Here is a 16,211-nt window from a genome sequence, read left to right on the forward strand (position 1 = left end):
CGGGAATGGCGCTTGGATGTCAGACCGAGAGTCATCACCCAACAAGGAAACGTCATGGCCAAGCGTATTCAGTTCGCCCGTACCGGCGGCCCGGAGGTTCTCGAAACCGTCGAATTCGAACCTGCCGCCCCCAGGGCGGGAGAGGTCAGGGTCAAGAACCACGCCATCGGACTCAACTTCATCGATATCTACTTCCGCACCGGTCTCTATCCGGCGCCCTCCATGCCATCCGGTCTGGGCACCGAAGGGGCCGGGGTGGTGGATGCGGTCGGCGAAGGCGTGACCCACCTCAAGAAGGGGGATCGCGTCGCTTACGCCCAGGGGCCGCTCGGCTCCTATTCGGAATATCACGTGCTGCCGGCGGACAAGGTTGTCCAGTTGCCGGAAAGTATCTCCTTCGAGACCGCCGCGGCTGCCATGCTCAAGGGATTGACCACCCAGTATCTGCTGCGCCAGACATTTCCGCTGGAAGGGGGTGAAACCATCCTCTTCCACGCTGCCGCCGGTGGAGTGGGGTCGATCGCCTGCCAGTGGGCCAACGCCCTGGGTGTCAAGGTGATCGGTACCGTCGGTTCCGCCGAAAAGGCCGAACTGGCGAAGAAGAATGGCGCCTGGGCAACGATCAACTACCGCGAGGAAAATGTCGTCGAGCGCGTTCGCGAGCTGACTAGCGGCGCGATGGTGCCGGTGGTCTATGACTCCGTCGGCAAGGATACCTGGATGACCTCGCTGGACTGCCTGGCGCCGCGAGGCTTGATGGTCAGTTTCGGCAACGCTTCCGGCGCGGTCGAAGGTGTCAACGTGGGCATCCTCAACCAGAAGGGCTCGCTCTACCTGACGCGCCCCAGCCTCAACGGTTATGCCGATACGCGGGAGCGCTTCGAGGAGATGTGTCTCGACCTGTTCGACATGCTCGAGAGCGGCAAGGTCAATATCGATATCGCCCAGCGCTTCAAGCTGGAAGAGGCCGGCAAGGCGCAGGAGGCGTTGGCCTCACGCCAGACGACGGGATCCACGATTCTGATCCCCTGAGCCATCGCTACCCATGCAGAGGCCGGCGTCGTCCGAACGGGCGACGCCGGCCTTTTGGTTCCCTGATCGCGCGGCGGTCGCGACGTGGGGCGATCATTCCATCGTGTTCACTGATCATCGTACCCACTTATCGTACTCACTTATCATCACGTTCACTTATTTGGCCGCTTTCGTGAGCGAACAGCGATTGTCGTTGTCGTAGTACGACGATGGCGCCCGTATTCCGCCAGTTTCCCCGCGGGGCGTCGAGGCCAGATGATCCATGCCAGGTCAATCATGATGACATTCGATACCACCGACGACAGGTTCTCGCCGGCAAGGCCGGCATTCTCTCGAGAGCGCCGCGTTCGCAAGACGCTGTTCGCCGCTGCCATCGCATCGGTTCTGCTGGCGGGCTGTGCGTCGCCCTATCACCCGCAGGGCTGGGAAGCGACTTCGTCACCGCCGCCGGTGGCCGCGACCGGCAAGTCCGGTAGCAAGCCCGGCAAGAAGGAGTCCGCCAGGCGAGACGCCAGCATCAAGCGCAAGGCCGCCGACACGCGGGCCAGCGCATCGCCGATGGGCAAGCCGCGTCGGGGCGAGGCGACCTACTACGCCTCCTACTTCGAAGGGCGGCCGACCGCCAGTGGCGAACCCTACGACAGCCAGGCGATGACGGCGGCGCACAAGACCTTGCCGTTCGGGACCAAGGTGAAGGTGACCGCGCTGGATTCCGGCGAGACGGCCGTGGTGCGCATCAACGATCGCGGCCCGTTCGTCGACGGTCGCATCATCGATCTTTCCCGAAAGGCGGCGGAGCAGCTCGGCATGGTTCATGAGGGTGCCGCCGAAGTGCAGCTGCAGGTGTTGGGGCAGTAGATCGTAATCCGCCATCAGCACTCGTATCGGGTCGTAAAGCGAGGGCTGTTTGATAATCAGCTTTTTGCCAAGGCAATTTGCCCCTTCGACGTAAGCTTACCACTGTCGAAACCTTACCTATCCTATCGCGCATGATGACGAGGGGGCTTAACGCTCGCCCCCTCGCCGCTCCCCCTCTTTTCGCGCCACAAACCGTGAAACCCTGGCCGATCAATCGCTGCGCTTAGGGTCGGCATGCAAGGACATCCCTGTCCCGGCATGCCTCTTGCGACATCCATGTCGCAAGACCCAGCTTCGCGATTATCGTCCAGTACGGTCTTGAAAGGCGCTTGGGGTGGCTCTGGCGAAGCTCGAAGATTTTTTCATCAAGCAGAGACTCCCCTCGACAAACAGAAGCCCCGCTCGATGAGCGGGGCTTCTATGGTCTGGCGTGTATGGTCTGGCGGGGTCAGGCGACGGTTTCGTCGGTCTGGTGGCTGGCACTAGCGCTTTGCTGCCGCATCGCGAAGGCGTCGAAGGCGAAGTCGTCCACCGTCAGCATGTCCAGCACTTCGGCTTCATGCGCGCGCATGAACGCGGCGTCTTCGTCGTTCAGCAGCCCGGTTTCGTGGGCCGCGTCGATCCACTGTTCGGGATGCAGCGCGACCTCGGGCAGGGCCTTCTTGACCCGTGCCTTGTTGAGCGTGCGATAGATCGTCTCGGCGCGCTCGGCGTTGGCCAGCAGCGCGTTGTAGCGTGCCAGCGGGTTGTCCTTCTGTCCTTCCTCCCAGGTATCCCAGGTATTGCGCGTCAGCTTGTGGCGCAGCGCGCTGTCGGTAGAGATCGCTCTGGCGATCTCGCGGGTCAGCGTATCCTGCGGCTTGTGCCAGCGACGCCTCAACGGTTGCGTGACGAACGACAACGTATTGGCCAGCGCCCGGTTGGGCAGGTTGTCGAACAGATCGATCAGCGCCTGTTCGGCACGGTTCAGCAGCAGCCGACAGCTGTAGTGGAACAGCGCGGCTTCGTTGTCGACGCGGTCGGTTTCGTGCCACTGCTTGAGCACCATCGACAGCAGGTAGAGATTCGACAGCACGTCGCCGAGACGCGCCGAGATCATCTCGCGCTGCTTGAGCTTGGAGCCGAGGCTGGCCATGGCCGCATCCGCGCACAGGCTGAAGGCGGAAGAGAGCCGGGCGGCATCCTGCGCGTAGGGCGCGGCGATCGCGTCGAAGGGCACCTTGGGCCGGCCGAGACCCAGTGCCTGGGTGAAGGCACGCGCGCCGTTGCCGAAGATCAGCCCGATATGGCGGAAGAACAGGCGATCGAAGGCCGCGAAATCGTCGGCATCCTTGGCGGCCAGCTCCTTGAGGACGTAAGGATGGCAGCGGATCGCACCCTGACCGAAGATCATCAGGTTGCGGGTCATGATGTTGGCGCCTTCGACAGTGATGGAGACCGGGTTGGCGCTGTAGCCGATGCCGAGGTAGTTGCGGGGGCCGAGCGTGACCGTGCGGCCGCCGTGGACATCCATCGCGTCGGCCAGAACCTCGCGCTGGAATTCGGTCAGCTGGCTCTTGAGAATCGCTGACGGCACCGCCGGCTTGACGCCCTGGTCGATGGTGTTGGCCGTCTGCATGACGGCGGCCTGGGAGATGTAGGCCTTGGCGGCGATGCGCGCCAGCGGCTCCTGGACGCCTTCCATGTCCGCCACGGCGATGTTGAACTGGCGACGAATCCGCGTGAAACCGCCGCTCCAGCCCACCGCGTAGCGGCCGATGCCCGCGGCACCGGAAGGCAGGGTGATGCAGCGGCCCACCGAGAGGCATTCGACCAGCATGCGCCAGCCTTGGCCGGCCATGTCGAGCCCGCCGATCAGGTAGTCCAGCGGGATGAACACGTCCTTGCCGCGAATCGGGCCGTTCATGAACGGGCTGCCGATCGGATGGTGGCGGCGGCCGATCTGCAGGCCTTCCGTCTCGCGGGGAATCAGTGCGCAAGTGATGCCGATGTCGCTCTCGCCACGCTCCAGCAGGTTGTCCGGGTCGAACATGCGAAACGCGAGACCGACTACCGTGGCGATCGGCGCCAGCGTGATCCAGCGCTTCTCGAAGGTCAGCTTCAGCCCCAGCACCTCTTCGCCGTTGTGCATGCCGCGGCAGACGATGCCGACGTCCGGGATCGAAGTGGCATCGCTGCCGGCGCGTGGCCCGGTCAGCGCGAAGCAGGGGACGTCACGGCCATCGGCGAGGCGCGGCAGGTAGTGATTCTTCTGTGCCTCGGTGCCGTATTTCAGCAGCAACTCGCCGGGGCCGAGCGAGTTGGGTACGCCGACCGTGCTCATCAGGGTCTCGTTGAAGGCGAGCTTCTGCAGCACGGCGGATTGCGCCTTGGCCGAGAATTCGAGACCGCCGTAGGCCTTGGGAATGATCATGCCGAAGAAGCGTTCCTTCTTCAGATACTCCCACAGCGCTTCCGGCATGTCGGCACGCTCGCGGGCGATTTCCCACGCGTTGCACATCCCGGCGGCCACGGAGCACTGGTTGTCGATGAACGCCTGCTCCTCTTCGCTCAGGCCGGCGTTATTGAAGTCGAGCAGCTTCTGCCAGTCGGGGCGACCGCTGAACAACTCGCCATCCCAGGCGACGGTGCCGGCATCCAGCGCGACGCGTTCGGTTTCGGAAACGCGCGGCGCGATCTTCTTGAATAGCGAGAACAGGCGCGGTGATAGCCACAGACGGCGAATCGGCTTGAGGCCACAGGTGGCAACGCCGATCGCCGCGATCAGCAGCAGCGTGCCGATGACGCCGGCATCCAGCGCCAGCCCGACGAGACCCAGCACGACAAGAACGGCGATTGCCGCGAGCGCGCCGGCTTCGCGACGCATGACGACCAGACAGCCGATGGCGGCAAGGACGATGAGCAGCAGTGTGATCATGACGAGCTCCGAGAGGAAAACGAAAATTCAGACGAGCGTTTGAATTTGGTTTTCAGACTAGCCGATCCCGTGACGGCTGACTAGAGCCGCCGGGATCATCCTTTGGGACTATTGGCCACGAGCTACGAGCTACGAGCTACGAGCTACGAGCGCTCACGCTTCGCGGGTCTGTGTCGACTCTATGTGCCGGGGTCGCAGCCGACGATGCAGCCGATCGAGATAGAGATAGACCACCGGCGTGGTATAGAGCGTCAGTATCTGGCTGACGATCAGCCCGCCGATGATGGTGATGCCCAGCGGCGCCCGCAGGCCGGCATTCTCGTCGGTGCCGAGCAGCAGCGGCAAGGCGCCGAGCAGCGCCGCCAGCGTGGTCATCATGATCGGCCGGAAACGCACCAGCGCGGCGTGGCGAATCGCGTCCTGCGGCGTCATGCCCTGATCGCGCTCGCAGACCACCGCGAAGTCGACCAGCATGATCGCGTTCTTCTTGACCACGCCGATCAACAGGATGATGCCGATCAGCGCGATCAGGGTGAAGGGCGTATCCAGCACCATCAGCGCCAGCAGCGCGCCCACCCCGGCGGAGGGCAGTGTCGACAGGATCGTCAGCGGGTGGATGTAGCTCTCGTAGAGAATCCCCAGTACCAGATAGACGGTGACCAGTGCGGCCAGGATCAGCCACGGCATCGCCTCGATACCGCTTTGGGCTGCGCCGGCACTGCCCTCGAAATCGATCTGCACGTCGGTAGGCAGGTGGAGCGCGTCGACGGCCTGACGAATACGCGCCGTGGCGTCGCCCAGCGCAACGCCGTCCTCCAGATTGAACGAGATCGTCGAGGCGGCGAACTGGCCCTGATGGTTGACGCTGACCGGCGTGGTGCTGCGCTCGACGTGGCTGAACGCCGAAATCGGGATCATCTCGCCATCGCTGCCGCTGACGTAGAGATCGCCGATCGCGTCCGGTGCCTGACGATAGGGCGCAGCCACCTCCATCACCACGTAGCGCTGTTCGTCGGCGTCGTAGAGGCTCACCACCTTGCTCTGGGCGAAGGCGTTGCCCAGCGCGGTATCGATGGTGCGCATGTCGACGCCGAGACGCGAGGCGGTCTCCCGGTCGACGACCAGCCTGGCGGCCAAGCCCTCGCCACGATTGTCGCTGTCGATGCCGGTGATGCCGTCGACCTGCTGCATCGCCTGCTGGACCTTGCCGGCCCAGTCGCCGAGCAGATCGAGGTCGTCGCTCTTGAGCGTGATCTCGTACTGGGAAGCGCTGCTGGAACGGCCGCCAACGCGGATGTCCTGCAGCGGAAACATGAAGGTGCTGACCCCGGTCAGGCCCTGCAGGCTCGCCATCAGGCGATTGCCGATGGCCTGCGTCGAGCCCTGGCGGTCGGCTTTCAGGGTGATGAACAGCGTCGCCGAGGAGCCGCCCCGGCCCGGGCCGCCGCTACCCATGAAGCCCAGCACGCTCTCCACTGCAGGGTCAGCCTGCAGCCGCTCGCGAACCTGGCCGAGCTTGTCCGAGACGGCCTCGAACGACAGCGCCTGGTCGCCGCGCATGGTGCCGAGCAGGCGGCCGGTATCCTGATCGGGAATGAACCCCTTGTCGACGGCGGTATACAGGTAGCCGTTGAGGACGATCACGGCAACCAGCGAGAGCAGCGTCAGCCGGCGATGCTTCAGCGCAATGTCCAGCGACCTGGCGTAGCCGCGCACGAACGCATTGCCGATCGCGGTCAAGGCCCGTTCCCACCTGGGCTGGCGCTGACGTTCGGGATGCGGCTTGAGCCAGCGCGCACAGAGCATCGGCGTCAGCGTCAACGACACCAGCAGCGAGACGCCGATGGCCAGCGACAAGGTCACCGCGAACTCGTGGAACATCCGGCCGATGAAGCCGCCGAGCAGCAGCAGCGGAATGAACACCGCCACCAGCGAGACGCTCATCGCGGTCACCGTGAAGCCGACCTCCCGGGCACCCAGCAGCGCGGCCTGGAAGGGCTTCACCCCCTGCTCGATATGCCGCGCGATATTCTCGACCACGACGATGGCGTCGTCGACCAGAAAGCCGATCGACACGATCAGTGCCATCAGCGACAGCGTGTCGAGCGAGAAGCCGAACGCCCACATCATGGCGAAGGTGCCGACCAGCGACACCGGAATCGCGACGCTGGGAATGATGGTGGCGCGAGCGTTGCGAAGGAACACGAATACCACCAGCACGACCAGGATCACCGCCAGCAGCAGCGTCAGCTGGGTTTCATGCAGCGATGCCTGGATGCCCGGCGCGCGGTCGAGCTGCACGCTGAGATTGATGTTCTGCGGCAGCAGACTGCGGATCTCGTCGAGTCGCTCCCTGACGCCGGCGATGGTGTCGATGATGTTGGCCCCGCTGGCGCTGCTGATCACCAGCAGCACGGCGGGCAGATCGTTCTGGAAGCCGACGTTGTAGCGATCCTCGACACCATCGGTGATGGTGGCCACGTCGCCCAGGCGCATCTGCGAGCCGTCGTCGCGGGCGATCACGATCTGGCTGTAGTCGCTCGCTTTCAGCAACTGGGAATCGGTCTGCACTTCCCAGCGGTGTTCGACGGTCTGCACGAAGCCGGTGGGGGACTGGGTCGTCGCCGCCCGCAGTGCGCCGGCCACCGCATCGAGCGTGATGCCGGCATGATTGAGCTTGCGCGGGTCGATCGACACTCTGACCGCGGGGGAGGAGCTGCCACCGACATTGACGTCGCCGACCCCCGGCACCTGGGCGATGGGCGGCGCGATCTTGCTGTCGGCGAGACGATAGAGCTCGCTGGTGGGCAGGGAGTCCGAGGTCAGCGAGAGGATCATCACCGGCGCCGAGGCCGGGTTCAGCTTGCGATACTGGGGGCGGCTGGTCATGGCGCTGGGCAGCAGCGGCTGGGCATCGTTGATCGCGGCCTGGACCTCCTGCGCCGCCACGTTGATGTCCTTGTCGAGATCGAACTGGATGACCACGCTGGTGGAGCCGTCCGAACTCGACGAGGTCATCTGGGTAATCCCGGGGATTCGGCCCAGCGAGCGTTCCAGCGGTGTCGCTACCGTCGAGGCCATGGTTTCCGGATTGGCCCCGCTCAGGCTCGCCGAGACCAGAATGGTCGGGAACGACACATTGGGCAGCGGGGCCACCGGAAGGCGCTCGTAGGCGAGCGACCCCAGCAGCACCACGGCCAGCGCCAGCAGAATGGTCGCGACCGGTCGGCGAACGAAGGGCGACGACAGACTCACGATGTGGCCCCGATCGCGGTTTCGTCACGCTCGGCGTCGTCATCGTGTCGCCAGCGCGAGGCGAGACGATCGAAGAACAGGTAGATCACCGGCGTGGTGAACAATGTCAGCAACTGGCTGAACAACAGCCCGCCGACCATGGTGATGCCCAGCGGCTGACGAAGCTCGGCGCCGTAGCCGCTGGCGAACATCAGCGGCAACGCACCGAGCAGTGCCGCGCAGGTGGTCATCATGATCGGCCGGAAACGCAGCAGCGCGGCGGTGTGAATCGCCTTCTCCGCCGACATGCCGCGCTCGCGCTGCGCCTCCAGGGCAAAGTCGATCATCATGATGGCGTTCTTCTTGACGATGCCGATCAGCAGAATGATGCCGATGATCGCCACCAGCCCCAGCGAGTAGCCGCTGATCTGGAGCGCCAGCAGGGCGCCAATGGCGGCCGAGGGCAGCGTCGACAGGATCGTCAGCGGGTGGATATAGCTCTCGTAGAGAATCCCCAGCACGATGTACATGGTAACGATGGCGGCCAGGATCAGCCAAAGGGTATCGCTGGTGGACTGGGTATAGGCCAGCGCCGAGCCGCGATAGTCCAGCGAGGTCTGGTCGCTCAGCGTCTCGGTCGCCGCCTGGTCGACCGCCTCGAAGGCGTCCGACAGCGAGTAGCCGTCGGCGACGGCGAACGACATCAATGCCGAGGGGAACTGGTTCTGGCGCTGCAGCGACAGCGGCGTGGTGCGCTCGGTCAGCGTGACCAGCGTCGACAGCGGCACCAGCTCATCGTCGTCGTTGGCGACATAGAGGCGAGACAGCGCCTGCGGGCCGTCGCTGTCGGTTGCGTTGGCGGCGAGCACGACGCGATACTGGCTGGCCTGGGTGAAGATGGTCGAGATCAGGCGCTGGCCGAAGGCGTCGTAGAGCGCGTCGTCGATATCGGCGACGCTGATGCCGAGCTGGCCGGCACGAGCGCGATCGATGGTGACCTCGAGCTTGCGCCCGGCGTTCTGGACATCGCTGCTGACGTTGGCGATGGCCGGCGACTTCTCCAACGCCGCGAGCAGTTTGGCGGCATCATCGTTGAGCACCTCGCGGTCGCCCTGGGTCAGCGCGAACTGATACGGGTAGCGGCTGATGGTGTCTTCCAGCGTCAGATCCTGCACCGGCTGCAGGGCGAGCGACAGGCCGGGGATATCGTGGCTTTCGCTGCGTAGCCTTGCCAACACGCTATCCAGGTCGTCGCGCTCGTCCAGCGGCTTGAGATTGATCGAGAGGCGCCCGCCATTGAGCGTGGTGTTGGTGCCGTCGATACCCACGCTGGAAGAGAGGCTTTCGACGGCCGGGTCCTCGAGCAGGCGGTCGACCAGTTGCTGCTGGCGGGCCGACATCGCCTCGAACGAGGTCGATTGCGTGGCGGTAGTGACGCCGCGAATGACGCCGGTGTCCTGTACCGGAAACAGCCCCTTGGGCGTGGCGACGAACAGCAGGGCGGTCACGCCCAGGGTGGCGACCGCGACCAGCAGCGTCAGCGTCTGGTGCCGCAGGATCCAGTCCAGCGCGTGCTCGTAGCCGCGCGTCACGCGACCGAACAGCCCCTGGCGGTTGCGCACCATGGCCTCGTCGTCGTTCTCTTCCTCGCCGCGGTCGGCGGCGTCGGGTCGATGTTTCAGCCAACGCGCGCAAAGCATCGGCGTCAGCGTCAGCGACACGAAGGCGGAGATCAGGATCGAGATTGCCAGGGTCAGTGCGAATTCCCGGAACAGTACGCCGACCACGCCGCTCATGAACACCAGCGGAATCAGCACGGCGAGCAGCGAGATCGTCAGCGAGACGATGGTGAAGGCGATCTGCCGGGAGCCCTTGAGCGCGGCCGCCAGCGGTTTCTCGCCCTTCTCTATGTAGCGGGTGATGTTTTCCAGCACCACGATGGCGTCGTCGATGACGAAGCCGGTGGCGATGGTCAGCGCCATCAGCGTCAGATTGTTGAGGCTGAACCCGGCCAGGTACATCGCGCCGAAGGTGCCGACCAGCGACAGCGGTACGGCCAGACTGGGAATCAGCGTGGCCGGAATGTTGCGCAGGAACAGGAAGGTCACCATCACTACCAGCCCGATGGCGAGGATCAGCTCGAACTGCACGTCTTCCACCGCGGCGCGAATGGTCGTGGTGCGGTCGGTGAGCACCTTGACCTCGACACTGGCCGGCAGCGTGTTTTCCAGGGCCGGCAGGCTCTGCTTGATGGCGTCGGCGACACCCACCACGTTGGCGCCGGGCTGACGCAGCACATCGATGAGAATTGCGCCTTCGCGGTTGGCCCAGGCCGAGAGATAGGCGTTCTCGGCGCCATCTTCGACGGTGGCCACGTCAGACAGGCGCAGCACCGATCCGTCGTCGGTCTTGAGAATCAGGTCGCGATAACCGCTCGCCGACAGCAACTGGTCGTTGGCGTCGATGCTGTAGGCGCGGTAGGGGCCGTACAGCGTGCCCTTGGCCTGGTTGACGTTGGCGGCATCGACGGCGCTGCGCACCGCCGCAAGGTCGAGCCCGTAGGCCGCGAGCTGGCGGGAGTCGACGGTAATCCGCACGGCCGGCTGGTGGCCACCGGCCAGCTTGACCTGGCCCACGCCGCTGATCTGGGCGATCTTCTGCGCCATGCGCGTGTCGACCAGATCGTAGACCTGGGTCAGCGGCAGGGTGTCCGAGCTGACGGCCAGCGTCATGATCGGCGTGTCCGCCGGGTTGACCTTGCTGTAGCTGGGCGGGCGGGGCAGGTCGTCCGGCAGCAGCGTCTCGGCCTGGCTCAACGCTGCCTGCACCTCCTGCTCGGCGACGCCCAGGTCGGAATCGAGCGAGAACCGCAGCGTGATCAGCGAGGCGCCGCCGGTACTGGTCGAACTCATGTCCTCCAGCCCCGAGATTTCGCCGAGCTCGTCCTCCAGTGGCGAGGTGACGTGGGAGAGCATCACGTCCGGGCCGGCGCCGGGGTAGAGCGTGGTGACCTGGATCGTCGGGAATTCCACCTCCGGCAGCGACGAAATCGTCAGCAGCCGATAGGAGAGGGCGCCCGCGATCAGGATCGCCAGCATCACCAGCGACGTGGCGACCGGGCGCAGGATGAAGAGGCGAGACGGATTCATGACGCGCTGCCGTCACCGCCGGCCTGTTTCGCCACGTCGCTGCTGGCCGGGTCCGCAACCTCGTCGCTCGATTCTCCCGGCAGGGCATCGCTGACCACCCGTACCCTGGCCCCTTCCCGCAGGCTGTCGACGCCGTCCACGACTACGTGCTCGCCGGCCTCGATGCCGGATGAGAGCGCGCTCTGAGAGTTCTGGGTGGCGACCAGCGTCACCGCGCGGCGGGTGACGGTGTCGTCATCCTTGACCACGTAGACGTAGTTGCCGTCCTGGCCGGTCTGTACCGCCGGTTCCGGCACGATGACCTGATCGCGCAGGATCTGCGACACCAGGCTGACATCGACGTAGGCGTTGGGATAGAGACCGCCGACCGGATTGTCGAAGGTGGCGCGCAGCCGAATCGTGCCGGTGGCGCTGTTGATGTTGCTGTCGATGCTGCTCAACTGGCCCGAGTAGGTTTCGCCATCGGTGCCGGTCACGCTCACCGCTGGATGATCGCCGGCGGCCAAGCGCCCACGGACCGTGTCGACATAGCGGCTGGGCAGCGAGAAGATCACCGAGATCGGGTCGAGCTGGGTGATGGTGACGATGGGCTCGTCGTCGCCAAGCTGGATGATGTTGCCGGGGTCGACGTTGCGAATCCCCACCACGCCGGTAATCGGCGCGACGATGTCGGTATAGTCGAGCTGGACCTGTGCGCTCTGGACGCTGGCCTGATCGCTGGCGACGGTGCCCTCGTACTGACGCACCAGTTGACGTTGCTGTTCCAGTTCCTGCTGCGAGACATAGTTGGAATCGATCAGTTTTTCGTAGCGAGCCAGGTCTTCGCGGGCGGAGGCTAGCTGGGCCTGATCCTGGGCGAGCTGGCCCTTGGCCTGATCCAGTTGCGCCTGATAATCGCGCGGGTCGACCTGCGCAAGCTGCTGCCCTTTCTGGACCGTCTCGCCTTCCTCGAAATTCACCGACAGCAGCTCGCCTTCGACGCGGGGGCGCACGGCGACGCTCTGAAGCGGGCGTACCGTGCCCAGCGCGGTCAGCTCGATCGGCAGATCGCCTTGGCTGGCGGCCACGGCGGAAATGGCAGTCGTCATCGCGCCGCGCCCACCGGCTTGCCCGGCGTTGCCATCGGGTGCTTGCGAGTCTTCGCCTCGGCCGAACATGTAATAGGCAACGGCGGCCACGATGATCACCAGTAACAGCAGCCACAGCCAGCGTAGCGGTCGACGATTCTGAGGCGACGAAGAGGAAGAGGGCATAACGGGCAACGGTCCTTGTACTTGCTTTATGACGAACTCACGACAGAGGCGGGGCTAGCGTAAAGACGAACCCAGTGTAACGGAACACTGTTCGAACAATGCGCAATTAGCGCGCAAATCATCTCCGCGGGCAAAATCATCTTCACGGACGAAATCATCTTCGCGAATAAAATCATCTTCGCGACCAAGAATGTGAACGTTGCATCAGCCGTTTTCGAAGCGCAACCGCCCCGAATGGCGCCGAGACGATGCCCGGCCCAGGCAGTGCGGGGCAGGCAGAAAGCGCGGGAAGGGCATCTCAGCGCGGCAATGGCGGTCAGGCAGGTGCACGCCACGGAGCGAGCGGACGTCGATCAGGGGCGCGTCGGCGCCCCGTGATTCGTCAGGCGCTTTTGGCCGGGGTCTGGCGGGCCGGGGCGCCGTTGGCCACGTAGTAGGGGGCATCGGAGCGTGGCAGCGGCTCGCGGCCCCGCACCCGGTCGGCGAGCTTCTCGGCGATCATGATGGTGGTGGCATTGAGGTTGCCGGTCACGATCTGGGGCATGATCGAGGCGTCGATGACGCGCAGGCTTTCGATGCCGTGGACACGGCCTTCATGGTCGACCACCGCATCGTCGCCGGTGCCCATGCGGCAGGTGCCACAGGGGTGGTAGGCGGTCTCGGCGTGCTCGCGCACGAAAGCGTCGAGCTGCTCGTCGGACTGCACGTCCGGCCCTGGCGAAATCTCCCGGCCGCGATAGGCATCCATCGCCGGCTGGGCGATGATCTCCCGGGTCAGGCGGATCGCGGCGCGAAACTCTTCCCAGTCGCGCTGGGTAGACATGTAGTTGAACAGGATGCTGGGTGCGCTGCGCGGGTTTCTGTCCCGCAGCTGGACGCGACCGCGGCTTTCGGAGCGCATCGAGCCGACGTGGGCCTGGAAACCGTGCGCCTGGACCGCGCTCTTGCCGTTGTAGCTGATCGCGATCGGCAGGAAATGGTACTGAAGATTGGGCCACTCCTCGCTGTCGTCGGTGCGGATGAAGCCGCCGGCCTCGAACTGGTTGCTGGCGCCGACGCCCTTGCCCAGAAACATCCATTCCGCGCCAATCTTCGGCTGGTTGTACCACTTGAGCGCCGGATAGAGCGATACCGGCTCCTTGCACTCGTACTGGATGTACATCTCCAGGTGGTCCTGCAGATTCTCGCCGACGCCCTTGAGCGGGTGCACGACCGGAATGCCCAGCTTCTCCAGCAGCGCCGGATCGCCCACGCCCGAGCGCTGCAGAATCTGCGGCGAGGCGATCGCGCCGCCGCACAGCAGCACTTCGCGACGCGCCAGCGCCTGGCGGGGCTGGCTGTTGTTGAGATGGTCGTGCAGGTAGTTGACGCCGATGGCACGCTGATCCTCGAACAGGATTCGATCGGTCGTGGCGTGGGTGACGATAGTCAGGTTCTCGCGCCGCTTGGCGATATCCAGGTAGCCGCGGGCTGTCGAAGAGCGCCGGCCGTTGGGCGTCGTCGACCGATCCATGGGGCCGAAGCCTTCCTGCTGATAGCCGTTGAGGTCGTCGGTACGCGGATAGCCCGCCTGCACGCCAGCCTCGATGAACGCCTGATACAGCGGATTGTTGCCGGCCTTGGGCGTCGCCACGCTCAGAGGGCCGTCGCCGCCGTGGTAGTCGTTGGGGCCGATATCGCGGGTTTCCGCCTTGCGGTAGTAGGGCAGGCAGTCGCGATAGGTCCAGTCCTCAAGACCGGGCTGCTTGGCCCAGTTGTCCAGATCCAGCGCGTTGCCGCGGATATAGCACATGCCATTGATCAACGAGGAGCCGCCCAGCCCCTTGCCGCGCCCGCACTCCATGCGACGGTTGTCCATGTGTGGTTCCGGGTCGGTCTCGAACGCCCAGTTGTAACGCTTGCCCTGCAGCGGGTACGCCAGCGCTGCCGGCATCTGGGTGCGGAAGTCGGCGCGATAATCCGGCCCGCCGGCTTCCAGCAGCAGCACGCTGACCGCCGGATCCTCGGTCAGGCGGGTGGCGAGCACGTTACCCGCCGAACCGGCACCGATGATGATGTAATCGAATTCCTGAGCCTGTTGCATACACACGCTCCTTCAAGAGAGAAGAGGGGGAGAGACAAGAGCGAAGAGACCAAGCGGTCCGAGGCGGTCGAATGCGCCGCCCGAGGACGGCGCGAGCGACGATCAGACAAGGCGTCTCCCGGCAAGGGCGCGGAACTTACTGGGTGCTAAGTGAGCAGCCCGAGCCGAGAGACAACGCCGTATGATCGAGCACAGCCCGTTATCGGTCAGAAAACCGAGGCGAACGGCCCCATCTCGATCTGCACGGATTTGGTCTGGGTATAGTGCGCCAATGTCTCGATGCCGTTCTCTCGGCCGATGCCGGACTGCTTGTAGCCGCCCACCGGCATTTCGGCGGGGGAGTCGCCCCAGGTGTTGATCCAGCAGATGCCGGCTTCGATCCGGTGGATGACCCGGTGAGCACGGTTGAGCCCTTCGGTGAACAGGCCGGCGGCCAGGCCGTATTCGGTATCGTTGGCGCGGCGGATCACCTCTTCCTCGTCGTCGAAGGACAGGATCGCCATGATCGGCCCGAAGATCTCCTCGCGGACGATGCGCATCTCGTCCTGGCAGTCGGTATAAACGGTCGGGGCGACCCAGGCGCCGCCGGCGAAATCGCCATCGGTCATGCGGTTGCCGCCTACCAGCAGGCGGGCGCCGTCCTGCCTGGCGGTCTCCAGGTAGCCGGAGACCTTCTCCAGATGCTCGAAGCTGACCAGCGGGCCGAAGTTGGTTTCCGGATTCAGCGGGTCGCCGGCCTTGATGCGATTGACGCGCTCGACGATCTTGGCTTCGAACGCTTCCTTGACCGAGCTGTGCACGAACACGCGGGTGCCGTTGGTGCAGACCTGGCCGCTGGAGTAGAAGTTGGCCATCATGGCGCCGTCGGCGGCACGATCGAGATCGGCATCGTCGAAGACGATCAGCGGCGACTTGCCGCCGAGTTCCATGGTGACTTGCTTCAGCGTGGAACTGGCCGCGGCGGACATGACCTTCTTGCCGGTGCCCACTTCGCCGGTGAAGGTGATCTTGGCCAGGCCCGGATGCTCGGTGAGCATGGCGCCGACGCTACCGTCGCCGTGAACGACGTTGAACACGCCGTCCGGCAGGCCGGCTTCGGTAAAGATTTCCGCCAGTTTCATCGCGGTCAGCGGCGTGACTTCGCTCGGCTTGAACACTACCGCGTTGCCTGCGGCCAGGGCCGGGGCGGCTTTCCAGCAGGCGATCTGGATCGGGTAGTTCCACGCGCCGATGGCGCCGATGACACCCAGCGGCTCGCGGCGGGTATAGACGAACGAGTCCTCGCGCAGCGGGATCTGCGTTCCCTCGATGGTTGGCGCCAGCCCGGCGAAGTACTCCAGTGCGTCCGCCCCGGTCACGATGTCGACGCTGGCCGTCTCGCTGATCGGCTTGCCGGTGTTCAGCGTTTCGAGCTCGGCGAGTTCGTCGTTGCGTTCACGCAGCAGGGCGACCGCCTTGTGCAGGATTCGCGCCCGCTCCATCCCGGTCATCGCCGCCCACTGGCGTTGGGCACGCTGGGCGCTGTCGATCGCCTTGTCGACATCGGCCGCCGTTGCCTGCTGGACGCTGGCAATGATCTCGCCATTCGCCGGATTGACGGCGTCGAAGGTTTCGTTGCCACTGGCCGGCGTGTGGCGACCGTCGATGTAAAGTGTCTGCGTTTCGAGTCGTGCCATGATGACTCT

At 64.9% G+C, this 16,211-nt stretch carries 8 protein-coding genes; 2 read left to right on the plus strand and 6 right to left on the minus strand.

Features of this window, described 5'->3' with window-relative positions; translation table 11 throughout:
- Positions 1 to 54: 54 nt before the first annotated feature.
- Both BC443_RS12670 and BC443_RS19115 read left to right on the plus strand, forming a co-directional pair.
- Positions 55 to 1,032, plus strand: coding sequence for an NADPH:quinone reductase (locus BC443_RS12670; protein WP_071232200.1), 978 nt, complete (start codon positions 55 to 57; stop codon positions 1,030 to 1,032).
- Positions 1,033 to 1,308: 276 nt separating this feature from the next.
- Positions 1,309 to 1,890 carry a septal ring lytic transglycosylase RlpA family protein gene (locus BC443_RS19115; protein ID WP_247643284.1) on the plus strand — a complete coding sequence of 194 codons (582 nt, stop codon included), beginning with the start codon at positions 1,309 to 1,311 and terminating at the stop codon, positions 1,888 to 1,890.
- Between the two features lie 448 nt (positions 1,891 to 2,338).
- Here BC443_RS19115 and BC443_RS12685 read toward each other — a convergent pair whose 3' ends face one another.
- The 6 genes from BC443_RS12685 to betB form a co-directional block, all read right to left on the minus strand.
- A complete protein-coding gene (locus BC443_RS12685; protein ID WP_071232202.1) occupies positions 2,339 to 4,807 on the minus strand; it encodes an acyl-CoA dehydrogenase in 2,469 nt (822 codons plus the stop codon).
- Between the two features lie 153 nt (positions 4,808 to 4,960).
- Entirely contained in the window at positions 4,961 to 8,062 is a 3,102-nt protein-coding gene (locus BC443_RS12690) for an efflux RND transporter permease subunit (protein ID WP_071232203.1), read from the minus strand.
- On the minus strand, positions 8,059 to 11,190 hold the full coding sequence (locus BC443_RS12695) for a multidrug efflux RND transporter permease subunit (RefSeq protein WP_071232204.1): 3,132 nt from the start codon (positions 11,188 to 11,190) through the stop codon (positions 8,059 to 8,061). Before BC443_RS12695 ends, BC443_RS12690 begins: the two co-directional genes overlap by 4 nt.
- Positions 11,187 to 12,443, minus strand: a complete 1,257-nt coding sequence (locus tag BC443_RS12700) for an efflux RND transporter periplasmic adaptor subunit (protein ID WP_071232205.1) — start codon at positions 12,441 to 12,443, stop codon at positions 11,187 to 11,189. Before BC443_RS12700 ends, BC443_RS12695 begins: the two co-directional genes overlap by 4 nt.
- A gap of 382 nt (positions 12,444 to 12,825) precedes the next feature.
- Positions 12,826 to 14,526 carry a choline dehydrogenase gene (gene betA / locus BC443_RS12705; protein WP_071232206.1) on the minus strand — a complete coding sequence of 567 codons (1,701 nt, stop codon included), beginning with the start codon at positions 14,524 to 14,526 and terminating at the stop codon, positions 12,826 to 12,828.
- 206 nt (positions 14,527 to 14,732) lie between these two features.
- The gene (gene betB / locus BC443_RS12710; RefSeq protein ID WP_071232207.1) at positions 14,733 to 16,202 is read right to left on the minus strand and encodes a betaine-aldehyde dehydrogenase; all 1,470 of its coding nucleotides are present in this window, start codon (positions 16,200 to 16,202) and stop codon (positions 14,733 to 14,735) included.
- Positions 16,203 to 16,211 lie beyond the last annotated feature (9 nt).

The sequence above is a fragment of the Salinicola sp. MIT1003 genome (assembly GCF_001858555.1).
Classification (GTDB): Bacteria; Pseudomonadota; Gammaproteobacteria; order Pseudomonadales; family Halomonadaceae; genus Salinicola; species Salinicola salarius.